Annotated in this window: 15 protein-coding genes; 6 read left to right on the top strand and 9 right to left on the bottom strand. The window is 70.4% G+C overall.

Annotation, left to right across the window (positions count from 1 at the left end; genetic code table 11):
- Positions 1-49: 49 nt before the first annotated feature.
- Positions 50-1,051: a glycerophosphodiester phosphodiesterase family protein gene (locus N3K63_RS01480; protein ID WP_261578192.1), complete on the bottom strand. Its 1,002-nt coding sequence runs from the start codon at positions 1,049-1,051 to the stop codon at positions 50-52.
- A 141-nt stretch (positions 1,052-1,192) separates the two neighbouring features.
- Between N3K63_RS01480 and N3K63_RS01485 the strand changes: the two genes are divergently transcribed.
- Positions 1,193-2,095 carry a Bax inhibitor-1/YccA family protein gene (locus tag N3K63_RS01485; protein ID WP_261578193.1) on the top strand — a complete coding sequence of 301 codons (903 nt, stop codon included), beginning with the start codon at positions 1,193-1,195 and terminating at the stop codon, positions 2,093-2,095.
- Between the two features lie 356 nt (positions 2,096-2,451).
- Here N3K63_RS01485 and guaA read toward each other — a convergent pair whose 3' ends face one another.
- The 5 genes from guaA to guaB form a co-directional block, all read right to left on the bottom strand.
- Positions 2,452-4,035: a glutamine-hydrolyzing GMP synthase gene (gene guaA / locus N3K63_RS01490; RefSeq protein ID WP_261578194.1), complete on the bottom strand. Its 1,584-nt coding sequence runs from the start codon at positions 4,033-4,035 to the stop codon at positions 2,452-2,454.
- Entirely contained in the window at positions 4,032-4,520 is a 489-nt protein-coding gene (locus tag N3K63_RS01495; RefSeq protein WP_261578195.1) for a DUF3817 domain-containing protein, read from the bottom strand. Before N3K63_RS01495 ends, guaA begins: the two co-directional genes overlap by 4 nt.
- 10 nt (positions 4,521-4,530) lie before the next feature.
- Positions 4,531-5,310: an SURF1 family cytochrome oxidase biogenesis protein gene (locus N3K63_RS01500; protein ID WP_261579152.1), complete on the bottom strand. Its 780-nt coding sequence runs from the start codon at positions 5,308-5,310 to the stop codon at positions 4,531-4,533.
- A 65-nt stretch (positions 5,311-5,375) separates the two neighbouring features.
- Positions 5,376-6,491, bottom strand: a complete 1,116-nt coding sequence (locus tag N3K63_RS01505) for a GuaB3 family IMP dehydrogenase-related protein (RefSeq protein ID WP_261579153.1) — start codon at positions 6,489-6,491, stop codon at positions 5,376-5,378.
- A 56-nt stretch (positions 6,492-6,547) separates the two neighbouring features.
- Positions 6,548-8,050 (bottom strand): IMP dehydrogenase, encoded by a 1,503-nt coding sequence (gene guaB / locus N3K63_RS01510; RefSeq protein ID WP_261578196.1) that lies wholly within the window; start codon positions 8,048-8,050, stop codon positions 6,548-6,550.
- Positions 8,051-8,259: 209 nt separating this feature from the next.
- On the opposite strand from guaB, the gene N3K63_RS01515 reads away from it, so the two are divergent.
- The 4 genes from N3K63_RS01515 to N3K63_RS01530 all read left to right on the top strand — a co-directional run bounded on the left by N3K63_RS01515 (position 8,260) and on the right by N3K63_RS01530 (position 12,407).
- Positions 8,260-9,618 (top strand): branched-chain amino acid ABC transporter permease, encoded by a 1,359-nt coding sequence (locus N3K63_RS01515; protein ID WP_261578197.1) that lies wholly within the window; start codon positions 8,260-8,262, stop codon positions 9,616-9,618.
- A 5-nt stretch (positions 9,619-9,623) separates the two neighbouring features.
- Complete coding sequence (locus N3K63_RS01520; RefSeq protein ID WP_261579154.1) at positions 9,624-10,613, top strand: branched-chain amino acid ABC transporter permease; 990 nt, start codon at positions 9,624-9,626, stop codon at positions 10,611-10,613.
- Between the two features lie 151 nt (positions 10,614-10,764).
- Complete coding sequence (locus N3K63_RS01525; protein WP_261579155.1) at positions 10,765-11,640, top strand: ABC transporter ATP-binding protein; 876 nt, start codon at positions 10,765-10,767, stop codon at positions 11,638-11,640.
- Entirely contained in the window at positions 11,637-12,407 is a 771-nt protein-coding gene (locus tag N3K63_RS01530) for an ABC transporter ATP-binding protein (RefSeq protein WP_261578198.1), read from the top strand. The genes N3K63_RS01525 and N3K63_RS01530 overlap by 4 nt, the downstream gene beginning before the upstream one ends.
- A gap of 173 nt (positions 12,408-12,580) precedes the next feature.
- On the opposite strand, the gene N3K63_RS01535 is transcribed toward N3K63_RS01530, so the two are convergent.
- From N3K63_RS01535 to groES, 3 genes are all read right to left on the bottom strand, one after another.
- Positions 12,581-13,846, bottom strand: coding sequence for an ABC transporter substrate-binding protein (locus N3K63_RS01535; protein WP_261578199.1), 1,266 nt, complete (start codon positions 13,844-13,846; stop codon positions 12,581-12,583).
- A gap of 116 nt (positions 13,847-13,962) precedes the next feature.
- Positions 13,963-14,886, bottom strand: coding sequence for an EamA family transporter RarD (rarD, locus tag N3K63_RS01540; RefSeq protein WP_261578200.1), 924 nt, complete (start codon positions 14,884-14,886; stop codon positions 13,963-13,965).
- 183 nt (positions 14,887-15,069) lie between these two features.
- On the bottom strand, positions 15,070-15,366 hold the full coding sequence (groES, locus tag N3K63_RS01545) for a co-chaperone GroES (protein ID WP_184215554.1): 297 nt from the start codon (positions 15,364-15,366) through the stop codon (positions 15,070-15,072).
- A 408-nt stretch (positions 15,367-15,774) separates the two neighbouring features.
- Here groES and N3K63_RS01550 point away from each other — a divergent pair, with 408 nt between their 5' ends.
- Complete coding sequence (locus N3K63_RS01550) at positions 15,775-17,619, top strand: Hsp70 family protein (RefSeq protein ID WP_261578201.1); 1,845 nt, start codon at positions 15,775-15,777, stop codon at positions 17,617-17,619.
- The last annotated feature ends 9 nt before the right edge of the window (positions 17,620-17,628 follow it).

Genomic DNA, 17,628 nt, shown 5'->3' on the forward strand with positions numbered 1-17,628 from the left:
AGGGGGTGGCTCCGACCTGTCACCGGACGTCGCCGGAAGTCAGCGGAAGTCAGCGGAAGAAGGCCACGCCCAGGTCGGCGTGGTCCACGAAGACGCCGTCGACACCGGCATCCGCGATCAGCTGCCACTCGGCCTGCCAATGCCCGTGCGCCGCCTTGTCGCGCCCGCGGCGGAACTGCGGGAGCAGGAACCGGTTCTCGGGCCGGCAGGTCCAGGTGTACACCCGCAGCCCGCGCTCGTGCGCGGCCGCGACGAACGGCGCGGGACCGGTGGCGCGGCCGAGCTTGTCGGGCGCGAGGATCATCTTCTTGTCGACGCTGATGCCGTCGACCGCGCCCACGAGCGCGTCGAGGCCCGCCGCCGTGACGGCGTCGCGGTAGGGCGTCGGCCGCCCCTGGGCGACGAGGTCGTACGGCGCCCCGTCGGACTCGATGAGGTAGACGTACGTGCCGCGGATGCCGGTGGCCCGCAGCCCCGCCAGCACGGTGGCCTCGAACGACTCGACCGTCAGCGGCAGCTCCCCCGCGCCCCAGCCGGCGGCGCGCAGCTCGGCGGCCAGCAGCCCCGCCACGTCGAAGCCCGCCTGAGCGAAGTACGTCGCGTGCTTGATCTCGACCACCGCGCCGATCTCGCGGCCCTGGTCGAGCGAGGCCTGCCGCACCAGATCGAGCACGTCGCTCAGGCGCAGCACCGGCTGGGTGCCGTCGAAGGTCGCGCTGGAGGGGCGCACCTTCGGCAGGCGCTCCCGGCAGCGCAGCGTCGCCAGCTCGTCCCACGTGAAGTCCTCGGTGAACCAGCCGGTGTGCGCCGCGCCGTCGATGGTCTTCGTGGTGCGCCGGTCCGCGAACTCGGGGCGGTCGGCGACATCGGTCGTCGTGGAGATCTCGTTCTCGTGCCGCACCACCGCGACGGCATCGCGGGTGAACACGACGTCGGGTTCGACGGCATCCACCCCCATCGCCAGGGCGAGGTCGTACGACGAACGGGTGTGCTCGGGGCGGTACCCGGGCGCGCCGCGGTGACCGATCACGAGGGGGCGGCGGCGAGGCATGCCCCCAGGCTACGGGCACGCCTCGGACGGGTTCATAGGGTGCTCACAGCGAGGTCCCGAGACCGGCGGAATGGCGTCCGGTACGCTGGGATTCCGCACCATACCTGTTGCGGCACCCTTCGCATTGGAGCCCCGACCACCATGGCCTCGAGCAACCCCGCTTTCAGCAACCCCGCGTTCCAGGAGCAGCGGCCCGGGCTGACCCCGCCGGCTGCCCAGACCCAGTTCGCCGCGACGTCGCACCAGGGCGTCGATGCCGCCGCCCAGGCACAGCTCGAGGGCGCGTACGCCGCCCCGGCCGCCGGTGCGGTGCAGACCGGCCGGATGACCGTCGAGGACACCGTCTTCAAGACCCTCGGCCTGTTCGCCGTGCTGCTGGTCACCGCCGTCGCCGGCTGGATCTGGACGATGTCGCCGGTGACCGCCGACAACCCCGCGCCCACGATGATGCCGTGGATCATCGGCGCCCTCGGCGGGTTCGTCCTGTCGATGGTCGTCATCTTCACCTCGCGCAAGAAGATCCGTCCCGGCCTCATCCTCGGCTACGCCGCCTTCGAGGGCCTGTTCGTCGGCGCCATCTCGGCCTACTTCGAGTTCATCTGGCCCGGCATCGTGCTGCAGGCCACCCTCGCGACCCTGTCGGTCGTCGGTGTGACCCTGGCCCTGTTCGCCAGCGGCAAGGTGCGCGCCTCGAAGAAGGCCACCAAGATCTTCATGATCGCGATGCTCGGCTACCTCGTGTTCTCGCTCATCAACGTCGTCATGATGATGTTCGGCGCCTTCGGCCCCGACAGCGGCGGCCCGTTCGGCATGCTGTCCAACGTCAAGATCGCCGGCATCCCGCTGGGCCTCATCATCGGTGTGCTCGTGGTCATCATGGCCGCCTACTCGCTGGTGCTCGACTTCGACTCGATCCAGCAGGGTGTGCGCAACGGCGCCCCGCGCCAGTACGCCTGGATGGGCGCCTTCGGCATCATGGTCACCGTCGTCTGGCTCTACATCGAGATCCTCCGCATCATCGCGATCCTGCGCGGCAACAACTGACCGCGCCCCGTCGCTGACAGGCCCGTCCGGTTCGCCGGGCGGGCCTTTCGCTTGCCCGCGGCGGTGGGGCCCCGCGCCACGGGCGCATAACTCAGGCAGATCGGGCCGCTCGGGGCCGAGTGGGCGCGGCAGGGCGGATTCTGCCTGAGTTATGCGCCGTGGCGCGCGGGCGACCGGGGCCGCAGGGCGCCGTGGCGCGCGGGCGACCGGGGCCGCAGGGCGCCGTGGCGCGCGGGCGACCGGGGCCGCGGGGCGCCGTGGCGCCCCGGCACCAGCACCGACGACCGGCACGACGCGACCGGCCACGGCCCGGAAACGACGGATGCCGGGGCGCAGGGCCCCGGCATCCGGTCAGTTCACTCCCACTCGATGGTGCCCGGGGGCTTGGAGGTGACGTCGAGCACGACGCGGTTCACCTCGCGCACCTCGTTGGTGATGCGGTTGCTGATCTTCGACAGCACGTCGTAGGGCAGGCGGGTCCAGTCGGCGGTCATGGCGTCTTCCGACGACACCGGCCGCAGCACGATGGGGTGGCCATAGGTGCGGCCGTCGCCCTGCACGCCCACCGAGCGCACGTCTGCCAGCAGCACGACCGGGCACTGCCAGATCTCGCCGTCGAGGCCCGCCTTGGTCAGCTCTTCGCGGGCGATGGCGTCGGCGTCACGCAGGATCTCGAGGCGGTCAGCGGTGACCTCACCCACGATGCGGATGCCGAGGCCGGGGCCCGGAAACGGCTGGCGGCCGACGATCTCCGCGGGCAGTCCGAGCTCACGACCGATGGCGCGCACCTCGTCTTTGAAGAGGGTGCGCAGCGGCTCGACGAGCTCGAACTGCAGGTCTTCGGGGAGGCCGCCGACGTTGTGGTGGCTCTTGATGTTGGCGGTGCCGGCGCCGCCACCCGACTCGACCACGTCGGGGTAGAGCGTGCCCTGCACGAGGAAGCGGATCGGCTCGCCCTCGGCGGCGGCTTCGGCGACGAGGTCGGCCTGCACCTTCTCGAACGCGCGGATGAACTCGCGGCCGATGATCTTGCGCTTCTGCTCGGGGTCGCTCACGCCGGCGAGGGCGCCGAGGAAGGTCTCGCGCGCGTCGACGGTGATCAGGCGCACACCGGTGGAGGCGACGTAGTCCTGCTCCACCTGCTCGCGCTCGCCCTTGCGCAGCAGCCCGTGGTCGACGAACACGGCGACGAGCTGGTCGCCGACGGCCTCGTGCACGAGCGCGGTCGAGACGGCCGAGTCGACGCCGCCCGACAGCGCCGACAGCACGCGGCCGGTGCCGACCTGCGCGCGGATGCGCTCGACCTGCTCGGCGATGACGTTGCCGCTGTTCCAGTCGGCCGCCAGGCCCGCGGCCTTGTGGAGGAAGTTCTCGAGCACCTCCTGGCCGTGGTCGGAGTGCTTCACCTCGGGGTGCCACTGCACGCCGTAGAAGCACTTCTCCGCGTTGCCGAAGGCGGCGACGGGGGTGACGGCGGTGGATGCCAGCACCTCGAAGCCCTCGGGGGCCTTCGAGACCTGGTCGCCGTGGCTCATCCACACGTTCTGCGTGTCGGGCTGGCCGCCCAGCAGCACGCCGCCGGAACCGGTGACGGTGGCGTCGGTCGCGCCGTACTCGCGCAGGCCGGTGTGGGCCACCTCGCCGCCGAGGGTCTGGGCCATCACCTGGAAGCCGTAGCAGATGCCGAGCGTCGGCACGCCGAGGTCGAACACGGCGGGGTCGAGCCGCGGCGCGCCCTCTTCATACACCGACGAGGGCCCGCCCGACAGCACGAGGGCCACCGGGTTCTTCGCCGCGATGTCGGCGGCGGTGGCGGTGTGGGGGACGATCTCGCTGTAGACGCCGGCCTCGCGCACACGCCGGGCGATCAGCTGCGCATACTGGGCGCCGAAGTCGACGACGAGGACAGGACGCTGATCCGTCTCGGTCTGGGTGGTCACCGCTTGTTCTCCGTGGGGATCTCGTGGGTCAGGGAAGAGTGCTCGGAACGCGAGTGCAGCTCGTCGGCTTCGCGCTGGGCGAGGTAGGCCTTCACCTCGCGGCCCACGCGCGCCTCCATGAAGAACGACAGCAGCGGCACGATGCCGCCGAGGGCGAGCATGATGAAGCGCACGAAGTCCCAGCGCATGAGGCTCCACACGCGGAAGCACGCGAAGAGGTAGACGACGTAGAACCAGCCGTGGGCGATGAGGATGCCGAGGCTGAGGTTCACGCCGTCGCCGGTGGACTCGCCGAAGGCGTCGACCTGGGCGAACCAGAGGAAGCCGCCCGAGCCGCCGAGGAACAGCTCGTACTGGAAGGCGTACTTGATGAGCATCTCGGCGCAGAGCAGGAGCAGCATGACGCCGGTGATCACCGAGGCGATCTGATAGAACCGAAGCGCGCCGCGGATCGCCGGGAAGCTGGCGAGCTTGGGCTGGGGCATGCCCTTCAGTCTAGTTGCCGGGCGGCGGGCCCCCGGCCGCGGCGGCACGCTCCTCGAAGGCCTCGACCTCCTTCTCGTGCGCGTCGCGCGCGAGCCGGTACCACATGTAGAACGCGAACCCGGCGAAGATCGCCCACTCGATGGCGTAGAAGATGTTCAGCCAGTTGACGCTCGAGCGCTCGTTGGGCGCGGGCGAGTGGATGGCCTCGAGCCCGCCGAACGCCTCGGCGCTGGTGAGGTACGACCGGTAGACGTCGAGGCCCTCGATGTCGTGCCAGGTGCTCAGCAGAGCCGCCGGCGACATGCGGGTCATCTCGTCGGGGTCATCGCGCGGCGGCAGCGCCGGACCCTCGTCCGAGATGATGCGCCCGGTGAGGGCGACCTCCTGCGGCGGGTCTGCCGAGAGGGCGGATGCCACGGCGTCGGCGCGCGCGCGGTCGCCGGTCCACCCGACGGCCACGGCCAGGGCGGTGGGGGCGGCGGCGTCTGCCACGCGCAGCTGCCCGACGACCCAGTAGCCCTCGACGCCGTCGTTGAAGCGCGAGGACACGACACCGAAGTCGTCGGCGACGAACGAACCGGTGACCTCGACCCGCTGCCCCACGAGCGGCTCGGCGAGGTACTCGCCCGGCTCGGTGACATCGGCGAGGGGGCGCACCGACTCGGTGGCGCCGGCGGCCGGCGGGTCGGTGTCGATCGCGCTGGAGAGCTGCCACTGGCCGAGCCAGGCGAACACGGCGGCCACCGCGAGCGCGAAGACGAGCATGCCGATCCACCAGGGGCGCAGCATGACCTCACGCAGCGTCGGCGGGAACTCGTCCTGCCCGGCTGCGGCCGTCGGTTCGCTCACGGTACTCACACGTCGTAGGGCGCGACGACGACCTCGACGCGCTGGAACTCCTTGAGATCCGAGTAGCCGGTGGTCGCCATCGACTTGCGGAGCGCGCCGATGAGGTTGGCGGTGCCGTCGGCGACGGGCGCCGGGCCGTAGAGGATCTCCTCGAGCGGGGCGACCTGGCCGACCTCGACGCGCTTGCCGCGCGGGAGCCGCGCGTGGTGCGCCTCGGGGCCCCAGTGGAAGCCGCGGCCGGGCGCGTCGGTGGCGCGGGCCAGCGCGACGCCGAGCATCACGGCATCCGCGCCCATCGCCAGGGCCTTCACGATGTCGCCGGATGTGCCCACACCGCCGTCGGCGATGACATGCACGTAGCGTCCGCCCGACTCGTCGAGGTAGTCGCGGCGGGCGCCGGCGACGTCGGCGACCGCGGTGGCCATGGGCGCGTGGACGCCGAGGGTGGCGCGGGTGGTCGAGGCCGCTCCCCCGCCGAAGCCGACGAGCACGCCGGCCGCGCCGGTGCGCATGAGGTGGAGGGCCGCGGTGTAGGTGGACGCACCGCCGACGATGACGGGGACGTCGAGGTCGTAGATGAACTTCTTGAGGTTCAGCGGGGCGGCATCGCTGGAGACGTGCTCGGCCGAGACGGTCGTGCCGCGGATGACGAACAGGTCGACGCCGGCGGCCACGACGGTCTCGTAGAGCTCCTGCGTGCGCTGCGGGGTGAGCGCGCCGGCGACGGTGACCCCGGCGGCGCGGATCTCGGCCAGGCGGGCCGAGACGAGCTCGGGCTTGATCGGCTCGGCATAGAGCTCCTGCATGCGCCGGGTCGCCTGGTCGGCGGGCAGGCCCGCGATCTCGGCGAGGTGCGGCGACGGGTCTTCGTAGCGGGTCCACACGCCCTCGAGGTCGAGCACGCCCAGCCCGCCGAGCTGCCCGAGCATGATCGCCGTCGTGGGACTCATGACCGAGTCCATGGGGGCGCCGAGCACCGGGATCTCGAAACCGTAGGCGTCGATCGACCACGCGGTCGAGACGTCTTCGGGGTTGCGCGTGCGCCGGGAGGGCACGACCGCGATGTCGTCGAATGCGAACGCGCGGCGGGCGCGCTTGGCGCGGCCGATCTCGATCTCCATGCTCACAGGCCCAGCCTACCCGGGGTCGACTCCACGGCATCCGCCCGCCGGGGCGCTCACTTGCGGTAGTTGGGCGCCTCGACGACGATCTGCACGTCGTGCGGGTGCGACTCCTTGAGCCCCGCGGGGGTGATGCGGACGAACTTGCCCTTGGCCTTGAGCTCGTCGACGGTGCGCGCACCGACGTAGAACATCGACTGCCGAAGACCGCCGATGAGCTGGTAGGCGACGGCCGAGACCGGGCCGCGGTAGGCGACCTGACCCTCGATGCCCTCGGGGATGAGCTTGTCGTCGCTGGGGACGTCGGCCTGGAAGTAGCGGTCCTTCGAGTAGGAGGTCTTCTTGCCACGGGTCTGCAGGGCGCCGAGGGAGCCCATGCCGCGGTAGAGCTTGAACTGCTTGCCGCCCTGGAACACGATCTCGCCCGGCGACTCGTCGGTGCCCGCCAGCAGCGAGCCGAGCATGACCGAGTCGGCGCCGGCCACGAGGGCCTTGGCGATGTCGCCCGAGTACTGCAGGCCGCCGTCGGCGATCACCGGCACTCCGGCTTCGCGGGCGGCCAGCGACGCCTCGTAGATGGCGGTGACCTGCGGCACGCCGACACCGGCGATGATGCGGGTGGTGCAGATGGAGCCCGGTCCGACGCCCACCTTCACTGCATCCGCCCCCGCGTCGATGAGCGCCTGCGCGCCCTCGCGGGTGGCGACGTTGCCGCCGATGACGTCGATGTGGGCGAAGGTCGGGTCGGCCTTGATGCGCGCGACCATCTCGATGACGCCGGCCGACTGGCCGTTGGCGGTGTCGACGACGAGCACGTCGACGCCCGCGTCGCGCAGGGCCTCGGCGCGCTGCCAGGCGTCGCCGAAGAAGCCGATCGCCGCGCCCACGCGGAGGCGCCCCTGGTCGTCCTTGGTGGCGAGGGGGTACTTCTCGCTCTTGTCGAAGTCCTTGATGGTGATGAGTCCGGCCAGCATCCCGTCGTCGTCGATGAGCGGGAGCTTCTCGACGCGGTGCTGCGCGAACAGGGCGATGACCTCGTTGGCGCCGATGCCGACGCGTCCGGTCACCAGGCCGTCGCTGGTCATGACGTCGCGCACCTTGGTGGTCTGCCGCTCGAAGCCCGAGACGAAGCGCATGTCGCGGTTGGTGATGATGCCGACCAGGCGCCCCGCGTCGTCGACGACCGGCAGTCCCGAGATGCGGTACTGCGCGCACATCGCATCGACCTCTTCGATCGTGGCATCCGGGGTCGTGGTGATCGGGTCGGTGATCATGCCCGACTCGCTGCGCTTGACCTGGTCGACCATGGCGGCCTGGTCGTCGATGGAGAGGTTGCGGTGGATGATGCCCAGCCCGCCCTCGCGCGCGATCGCGATCGCGAGGCGCCCCTCGGTGACGGTGTCCATCGCCGCCGACAGCAGGGGCGTCGCCACCGTGATGCGGCGGGTCACCCGCGACGACGTGTCGGCCTCGGAGGGGATGACGTCGGTGTGCCCCGGCAGCAGCAGAACGTCGTCGTAGGTCAATCCGACGAAACCGAACGGGTCGTTGTGCTCCATGCGCTCTCCTGCGTCCTTTGTGCGGCTGTGGGGACTTACAGAATTCTAAGCGGCGCGGGCCCCGATTCATTCCGGGGCGGGGGCTCCCCGTGATCGGAAACACGCGACTTCCGCCCGGAAACAAAACCGACACATTACGCTCGTACCGTCGTCAATCAATGTCGATGCGACCGCACCACCCGATAGGTGCGCCCTGACTGGAGGAACCGTTGAGTCCCACGACCGTCGCTGCACCCCGGCCACTGCGCTGGACCGTGCTGCTACTGGGCGCCCTGCTGGCGGCTGTTCTGCTGATATCCGGCAGTCCGCTCGCAGCTCACGCCGCCGCACCCGACACTCCCGGCGCTGACCAGGAGCAGACCGACTTCTACTTCGGCGGTGTCATCACCAACGCCGAGAAGCCCGTTCCCGACGTGACCGTCTCGGTCACCGGCAACGGCTTCGACGCCGAGACGGTGACCGACGCCGACGGCCGCTGGCGGCTGTACGTCCCCGAGAAGGAGACCTACACGCTCATCGTCGACGAGTCGACGCTGCCCGAGGGCGTCATCGTCGACCCGGCGCAGCTGCCCGAGGGCCTGCAGCCCAAGTCGGGCACGACCGGGGAGTTCGAGGTCGAGTTCGGCCTGACGAGCACCAAGATCGTGAACCTGTTCCTCGGCGCCGGCGAACGGGTCACCCAGTCCTTCGTCGACCAGCTGGCGGTGCGCCTGGTCAACGGCCTGAACTTCGGCCTGCTGCTCGCCCTGGCCGCGATGGGCGCCGCGCTCATCTACGGCACCACGGGCCTGTCGAACTTCGCCCACGGCGAGATGGTCACGTGGGGCGCGCTGGTGGCCCTGGTGTTCTCCACCATGTGGACCCTGCCGCTGTGGCTCGGCATCACCGCCGCGGTGCTGGGCGGGGCGGCCCTGGGCCTGGCGATGGATGCCGGACTCTGGCGACCCCTGCGCCGACGGGGCCTGGGCGTCGTGCAGCTGATGATCGTCAGCATCGGCCTCTCGCTGGCCCTGCGCTACACGTACCAGTTCTTCATCGGTGGCAAGACCTACCAGCTGCCCGGCGCCAGCCCCGCGCCCATCCAGTTCGGGCCCATCCAGCTGTCGTACATCGACCTGGTGAGCATGGCGGTGAGCATCGTCGTGATCGTCGCGGTGGCGTTCTTCCTGCTGCGCACCCGCATCGGCAAGGCCACGCGCGCCATCTCCGACAATCCGCAGCTGGCCTCGGCATCCGGCATCAACGTCGACCGCGTCGTGCGGATCGTCTGGGTGCTCGCCGGCGCACTGGCCGCCATCTCGGGTGTGCTGTGGGCCTACTTCCGCCCGGGTGTGCGCTGGGACATGGGCACGCAGATGCTGCTGCTCATCTTCGCCGCCATCACCCTCGGCGGACTCGGCACCGCCTTCGGGGCGCTGCTGGGCTCGCTGATCGTCGGCGTGGTCGTGGAGACCTCCACCCTGTGGATCCCCTCCGACCTCAAGTACGCGGGCGCCCTGGTCGTGCTCATCCTGATCCTCCTGGTGAGACCGCAGGGTCTGCTGGGTCGCAAAGAAAGGCTCGGGTGACCGCCATGGATTGGGGTGCCATCCTCTCCAACACGCTCGGCTACATCCTGAGCCCCGTCACCATCGCGTACGCGCTGGCGGCCACCGGCCTGGCCGTGCACTTCGGCTATGCGGGCCTGCTGAACTTCGGCATGGCCGGGTTCATGGCCCTGGGCGCCTACGGGTACGCCATCTCGGTGCTGACCTTCGGTCTGCCGTGGTACCTGGCCATGCTGGTCGGCCTCGCGCTGGCGGCAGTGTTCGCGATCATCCTCGGTGTGCCGACCCTGCGCCTGCGCGCCGACTACCTCGCCATCGTGACGATCGCCGCTGCCGAGATCGTGCGTCTGCTGTTCACGACCCAGGTCTTCGACGAGTGGACCAACTCGGCCGACGGCCTCGGCAACTACAACGGCTCGTTCCAGTCGTCCAACCCCTTCCCCGTGCTGCCGCGCGGCGAGCGGTACGGCTGGGGGCCGTGGACCTTCACGGCGCAGCAGCTGTGGGTGGTCGTGTTCGGCCTGATCGTGCTGGCGCTGTCGCTGTTCGTCGTCTGGGCGCTCATGCGCAGCCCGTGGGGCCGCGTGCTCAAGGGCATCCGTGAAGACGAAGACGCCGTGCGCTCGCTCGGCAAGAACGTGTTCGCCTACAAGATGCAGGCGCTCGTCGTCGGCGGTGTGATCGGCGCGCTCGGCGGCATCGTCTACGTGCTGCCCTCGGCGGTCATCCCGTCGAGCTACACGACGGCGCTGACCTTCTTCCTGTGGACGATCCTCCTGCTGGGTGGCGCGTCGACGATCTTCGGTCCGTCGCTGGGCGCGGTCATCTTCTGGATGGTCATGGCCCTGCTCGGCAACCTCCTGCCCGAGATGGCCAAGGAGGGCTGGCTGCCGATGACCGACATCCAGGCCGGCACGCTGCGCTACATCCTCGTGGGCGTCGCGCTCATGCTCCTCGTGATCTTCAGGCCGCAGGGAATCCTCGGCGACAAGAGGGAGATGACCTTTGTCAAATAACCCGCCCAGCACCCCGCCCCTCGGCGAACCCACCCCGGATGCCGGCGGCGTGAGCGAGCCGGCACCGGCGACCGGCAGCATCCCCCGGCCGAAGGCCACCGGCCTCGCGAAGGGTCCCGCTGTGCCCGGGGTCGCCAAGGTCGACCCGATCATGGTCGTCGACGGCGTGACCCGTCGCTTCGGCGGCCTCACCGCCGTCGACGTCGAGCACCTCGAGATCCCGCGCAACGCGATCACCGCGCTGATCGGCCCCAACGGCGCCGGCAAGACCACGCTGTTCAACCTGCTGTGCGGCTTCGACAAGCCGAACACGGGCACGTGGTCCTACGACGGCACCAACCTCTCGGGCATCCCCGCCTTCAAGGTGGCCCGCATGGGCCAGGTGCGCACCTTCCAGCTCACCAAGGCGCTGTCGCTGCTCACCGTGCTCGAGAACATGAAGCTCGGTGCGCCCAACCAGCGCGGCGAGAAGTTCTGGCAGTCGTTCGTGCCCGCGGTCTGGAGAGGCCAGGAGGAGAGCAACGAGGTCAAGGCGCGCGACCTGCTCAAGCGCTTCAAGCTCGACGCCAAGGAGAAGGACTTCGCGGCATCGCTCTCGGGCGGCCAGCGCAAGCTCCTCGAGATGGCGCGGGCGCTCATGAGCGACCCGAACCTCGTCATGCTCGACGAGCCGATGGCCGGCGTCAACCCGGCCCTCACCCAGTCGCTGCTCGACCACATCCTCGACCTCAAGGACCTGGGCGTGACGGTGCTGTTCGTCGAGCACGACATGCACATGGTGCGTCACATCGCCGACTGGGTCGTCGTGATGGCCGAGGGCAAGGTCGTCGCCGAGGGCCCGCCCGACGCGGTGATGGAGGACAAGGCCGTCATCGACGCCTACCTCGGCAGCCACCAGGACGTCGACCTGGGCGTGGTCACCGGCCGCGTGCCGGGCGAGCTCGACCCGGCGGCGCAGGAGCTGCTCGAAGAGATCAGAGAAGACGAGGCGGCGGCGATCGCCGAGGCCGAGGAGGAGAACAAGTGAGCACTCCCGCACCCGCAGCGGCGCCGGCCCCCGCGTCGGACGCCGAGGTCGTCGTGCAGGTCACCGACCTGCTGGCGGGCTACCTGCCCGGCATCAACATCATCAACAACGCCAACCTCGTCGCCCGCAAGGGCGAGCTGATCGGCATCATCGGCCCCAACGGCGCCGGCAAGTCGACGCTGCTGAAGTCGATCTTCGGGCTCGTCAAGGTGCGCGGCGGCGACATCACCGTCAACGGCGAGTCGATCGTCGGGCTGAAGGCCGACAAGCTCGTGCAACGCGGCGTGGCCTTCGTGCCGCAGAACAACAACGTGTTCCCCTCGCTGTCGATCGAGGAGAACCTGCAGATGGGGCTCTACCAGAACCCCCGCATCTATGCCGAGCGGCTCGAGTTCGTGACGGGCATCTTCGCCGAGCTCGGCAAGCGCCTCAAGCAGCGGGCCGGCTCGCTGTCGGGCGGTGAGCGCCAAATGGTCGCGATGAGCCGTGCGCTCATGATGGACCCGTCGGTGCTGCTGCTCGACGAGCCGTCGGCCGGTCTGTCGCCGGTGCGCCAGGACGACGCGTTCATCCGCGTCTCCGACATCAACAAGGCCGGCGTGACCACGATCATGGTCGAGCAGAACGCCCGCCGCTGCCTGCAGATCTGCGACCGCGGGTACGTGCTCGACCAGGGCCGCGACGCCCATGAGGGCACCGGCCGCGAGCTGCTGAACGACCCGCAGGTCATCGGGCTGTACCTGGGCACCCTCGGCACCGAGGACTGACGCCCCGCACCCACCGCGAAAGGGGGCGGATGCCGATCGGCATCCGCCCCCTTTCGCGTGCCCCCGCACTCCTTTATTAGGGGCGCCATGACGCCGCGCAGGGGGTACGGAGAAGGGCCCCGGAGCGATGCTCCGGGGCCCTTCGTGCGATCAGACGATCAGCTGGTCAGAGATCAGCGGGTGTCGACGCGGGTGTGGGTGTTGTCGGCACCGAACTCGAAGATACCGATCGACGCCTGGGTCGGGTCGCCGTTCTCGTCGAACGTGACCGGGCCCGAGTAGCCGTCGTAGTCGGCGACGCCGCCCTCGAGGATGATGTCGGCGCACTCCGCGAACGAGGTGCACTTCGTGCCGTCACCCGAGCCGCCGGAGACTTCCTGCAGCTTGGTGGCGATGTCGGCACCCGTGGTCGACTGGGCCGCGAGCGAGGCCAGCGCGAGCAGGATGACGGCGTCGTACGACTCGGCCGAGTACGAGTAGTCCTCGAGCTCGGAGTTGCCGCCGGCGGTCCAGGCGTCGTTCAGACGCTGCTGGAAGTCGTCCTCGAGCACCGGACCGGGCGTGGTGCCCTTGGCGCCCTCGAGCGAGACCGACACGTCGGCACCCCACTGCTTGAGGTTGCCGTCGACGAGGTAGAAGCTCGAGGCCGGGATGCCCGCGTTCACCAGCAGCGGCGCGATGGTCGCGAACTGGTCGAACGTGATGAGCACGACCGCGTCGGGCTTGGCAGCGGCGATCTGCGCGACCTGCGCGTCGAACGAGCTGTCACCGTCGTTGTAGGACGCCTCGGCGACGACCGAACCACCGGTCGACTCGAAGACCTCCTTGACGACACCGAACAGGCCGGTGCCGTAGGCGTCGTTCTGGTAGATGATGCCGACGTTCTTGTGGCCGTCCTCTGCGATGAGGTTGCCGAGCACCTCGCCCTGGAGCAGGTCGCTCGGGGCGGTGCGCCAGTAGAGGTCCTCGTCTTCCCAGGTGGTGAAGTCGGGCGAGGTGTTGGCGGGCGAGAAGGTGATGATGCCGGCCGCGACGTTGGAGTCGAGGAAGAGCTTCGTCACACCCGAGGCGGCGGCGCCGATCATGGCCGAGACGCCCTCGCTCTGCAGCTTCGGGACCGTGGTCTCGAAGGCCTTGTTGTCGGCATCGCCCGAGTCGCCCGGGGTGAAGTCGACCGTGATGCCCTTGGCTGCTTCGTTGACCTCGTTGACACCGAGGAGCACGCCGGCTTCCTCGGGCGGGCCGAGGAAGGCGAGGCTGCCGGTCTGGGGCAGCACACTGCCGATCTTGAGGGTCAGGTCCTCGGTGGGGGCGCTCGACGTAGTCGGCTCCGAGGTCGTCCCGCCGCCGGCGCAGCCGGCGAGTAGGACGGCGCTGACAGCTGCCACGGCGATACCGCCGACGACCTTGCCCGCACCTGAACGCGTGAAGACGCTCATATTGCTCCTTGCTGTGGATGAACAGGACGACCTCGGGTGCCGTCCTAGTGCGTCAAACCTAATCGCAGCGTGATCTCGCGAATGTTGCGGCTCGTTAACGATGTGATACGGCTGTATCACGGTGCGATAACGGTCGCCCGTCCGCGACGGGCGTGGCGCACCGAGTCGACCATCAGCACGACCAGCGCCAGCCACACCAGGCCGAAGCCGATCCACCGCTCCAGCGGCATGGGCTCCTGCAGCAGCCACGCGCCGGTGAGGAACTGCATGATCGGCGCGACGAACTGCAGCAGGCCGATCACAGTCAGACTCGCACGCCGCGCGCCGGCGGCGAACAGCAGCAGCGGCACGGCGGTGACGACGCCCGCCATCAGCAGCAGGGCGGTGTGGCCGGGGCCCTCGGTGCCGAGGGTGATGCCGGTGGTCGCGGCGACGACGCCCAGCTGGATGGCGGCGACCGGCGCGAGCCAGAGGGATTCGAGGGTCAGGCCGCTGACGGCATCCACGCTCGGCCCGATCTGCTTCTTCACGAGGCCGTAGGTGCCGAAGCTCGCCGCCAGCAGCAGCGCGATCCAGGGGAACGCTCCGTAGCCGATGACGATGACGATCACCGCGAGCCCCGCGATCGCTATCGCCACCCACTGCGCGGTGCGCAGCCGCTCTTTGAGCACGAGCACGCCCAGCAGCACCGTGACGATCGGGTTGATGAAGTAGCCGAGGCTCCCCTCGATCACGTGACCGGTGAGGGTGCTGATGAGGAACACCTGCCAGTTCACGTAGATCAGCAGGCCCGCCACGATCGTCCAGAAGACGAGTCGGCGGTTGCGCAGGATCGCGAACAGCTTGCCCCACGAGCGGGTGACGGTGAGCAGGATCGCGCAGAACAGCAGCGAGAACAGGATGCGCCACGACACGACCTCCCACGGGCCGGTGGGGGCCAGCGTCAGGAAGTACAGCGGCATGAAGCCCCAGAGGAAGTACGCCGCGAACGCGTATACGCCGCCGACGAACTGTTCGCGGGACGTCTCCTCGGGTGTCATGAGTCCAAGACTAGAACGGTCATGACGGATGCCGGGCGTCGGGGCCGTCGGCATCCTGCCGACCTGCGCGGGGATCCTGCCATCGCCCCCGCCCAGGGACGGCAGAAGGCCCGGATGCCGAGGCATCCGGGCCTTCTGGTGATCTCGTGGCGCACCCTCAGGTGCAGCCGGCGATGATCGAGATCAGCGGACGACGACCGCCAGCACGTCGCGAGCCGACAGCACGAGGAACTCGTCGCCACCGAACTTCACCTCGGTGCCGCCGTACTTGCTGTAGAGAACGCGGTCGCCCACGGCGACGTCGAGCGGAACGCGGTTGCCGTTGTCGTCGATGCGACCCGGACCCACGGCGACGACCTCGCCCTCCTGGGGCTTCTCCTTCGCAGTGTCGGGGATGACCAGGCCACTCGCGGTGGTCTGCTCGGCCTCGACCTGCTTGATGACGATGCGGTCCTCGAGCGGCTTGATGGAAACCGACACGGTCTACCTCTTTCTCAGATCTCAAGACTGATTAGCACCCACACCTGGCGAGTGCTAACAGCAAGTGTAGGGTGCGGCTGGCACTCATGCAACGCGAGTGCCAATGAGCGTCGGATGCCGTCATACGGCGTCGCATCCGCGCCCGGCGATCTCGTGTCCGGCCTTCCGCCGGCAGGCCTCCCGGCTCGGATCCCCCTCCCCATCCCCTAATCCCCCTCTCTCGCTCGGGGCGCGATCCCCTAACGCCGAGTCCTGCCCGCAACAGACGCGCAGACCCTTCCGCATCGGCGGGGAGGGGAGTAAGAAAGTCTCGGGGGCTGACAGAAGCTGCTGTGCTCGATGTCGAGCATCCGAGGGCCGGGGGGCCGAGGAAGCGTGTCAGGGATGGTTGTGAGTTTTGCTGTAGATGTGGGGACTTCGTTCACGTCGGCGGCCTGCGCGGAAGCAGGCGCCGAGGGGACGACGGTGCGCCCGGTGCGACTGGGACGGGCACAGGATGCCGCGTCGTCGGCCGTGTTCGTCACCGAAGACGACGTGCTGCACGGCGACGCCGCCGAGCGGCGCGGTGTCGGCACGCCCGGCCGCCTGCTGCGCGGAGTGAAGCGGCGCATCGGCGATCCGGTGCCTTTCGCCGTGGCCGGTCGCACGCTCACCGCCGAGGAGCTCTACGCCCGCACCGTGGAGTGGGCGATCGCCGCGGCCGTCGCCGACGGCATCGCCGTGCGCGAGGTCACCGTGACCGTGCCCGCGGCGTGGGGGCCCCACCGCCGGGACGGCGTGCGGGCCGCGCTGGAGCGGCGCGGGGTGACCGTGGCGGCGATGCCGACCGAGCCCGAGGCCGCCGCCGCGCATTACGCCGCCACCCATGCGCTGGCGCCCGGATCGGTGCTGGCCGTCTACGACCTCGGGGCGGGCACCTTCGACCTCGCCTTCGTGCGCATCGGCGACGCCGGCGAGGCGGCCACCGTGCTGCACAGCGAGGGCATCGGCGATCTCGGCGGCGCCGACTTCGACGACGTGGTCGTCGAGCACGTGATCTCGTCGACCGGGGCGATCGCGGCCACCGCCGCGCCCGTGACCATGGCGGCGATGCGCCGCGAGTGCGTCGCCGCCAAGGAAGCCCTGTCGTTCGACTCCGAGGCGCTCATCCCGCTGCTGGACGGATCGGGCGGCACGGTGCGCATGGTGCGCAGCGAGTTCGAGGCGATGATCGAGGCCGACATCGACCGCACGATCGACGCCTTCGGCCGCGCCCGGGAGCGCGCCGGCATCCCGCTCGGCGACATCGACGCGATCGTGCTGTCGGGCGGGTCGAGCCGCATCCCGCGGGTGGCGCAGCTGCTCTCGGAGGCCTTCGACCTGCCGCTGCGCTCGGATGCCGACCCGAAGGCCGTCGTCGCGATGGGGGCCGCGCGGCTCGGCGCCGACGCCGTGCGGCGGCGCGCGATGGCCACGGCGACGCCCGACGACGACGCGGAGGCGGCGCCGATCCCGCTGCTGCTGGCGCCGCGGCCGGGCCGGTGGCGCGCGGCGATGACCGGCACCGCCGCGGCCGCGGTGATCGTGGGCGGGTTCGCGTTCGGCGGCTCGGCGGCGGCGCTCGTGCGCCCCGTCATCTCGACGGCCGGCGACGTGACCGCGGCGGGGGCCGACACCGGGCGTCTGCCGCTGCAGAACCCGTTCGCGCCGCTGCCGGTGAGCGATGTGGCCGAAGCGGCCGACGGCGCGCTGCCGGCTCCCGAGCCGCCCGCCGCCGCGCCCATCGTGGTGGCCCCGGCACCGGCCCCGCTGCGACCGCCGCTCAAGGAGGGCGCTCTGCCGGCGAAGCCGCCCAAGAGCCCCGCCGACCGGCTGCTCACCCCCGCCGCACCACGGGCCACGGCACCGGCGGCGACCAAGCCGGCCGAGGCACGGCCCTCCGCCGACCGCCCGCCCGAGAACCCGCCGGCCACGACGCCCGCGCCGGGACCGGCGCCCGCGCCGAGCCCCGTGGTGCCCTCGCCCGACCCGGTGATCGACCCGACGCCCGCCGACGACCCCGACCCGGTCGTCACGCCCGAGCCGACCACCGATCCGACACCCGACCCGCAGCCCGAGCCCACACCCGAGCCGCAGCCGACCGCCGATCCGCAACCCACCACCGACCCGCAGCCCGAGCCGACGCCCGAGCCGCAGCCCGAACCCGATCCTTCCCCCCAACCGGATCCCGAACCGGAACCGACTCCGCCCCCGGAGACGCCTGTTCCGATCTGACCCGCGCTG

It is taken from the genome of Microbacterium festucae (assembly GCF_025421715.1).
In the GTDB taxonomy this organism is placed as follows: Bacteria; Actinomycetota; Actinomycetes; order Actinomycetales; family Microbacteriaceae; genus Microbacterium; species Microbacterium festucae.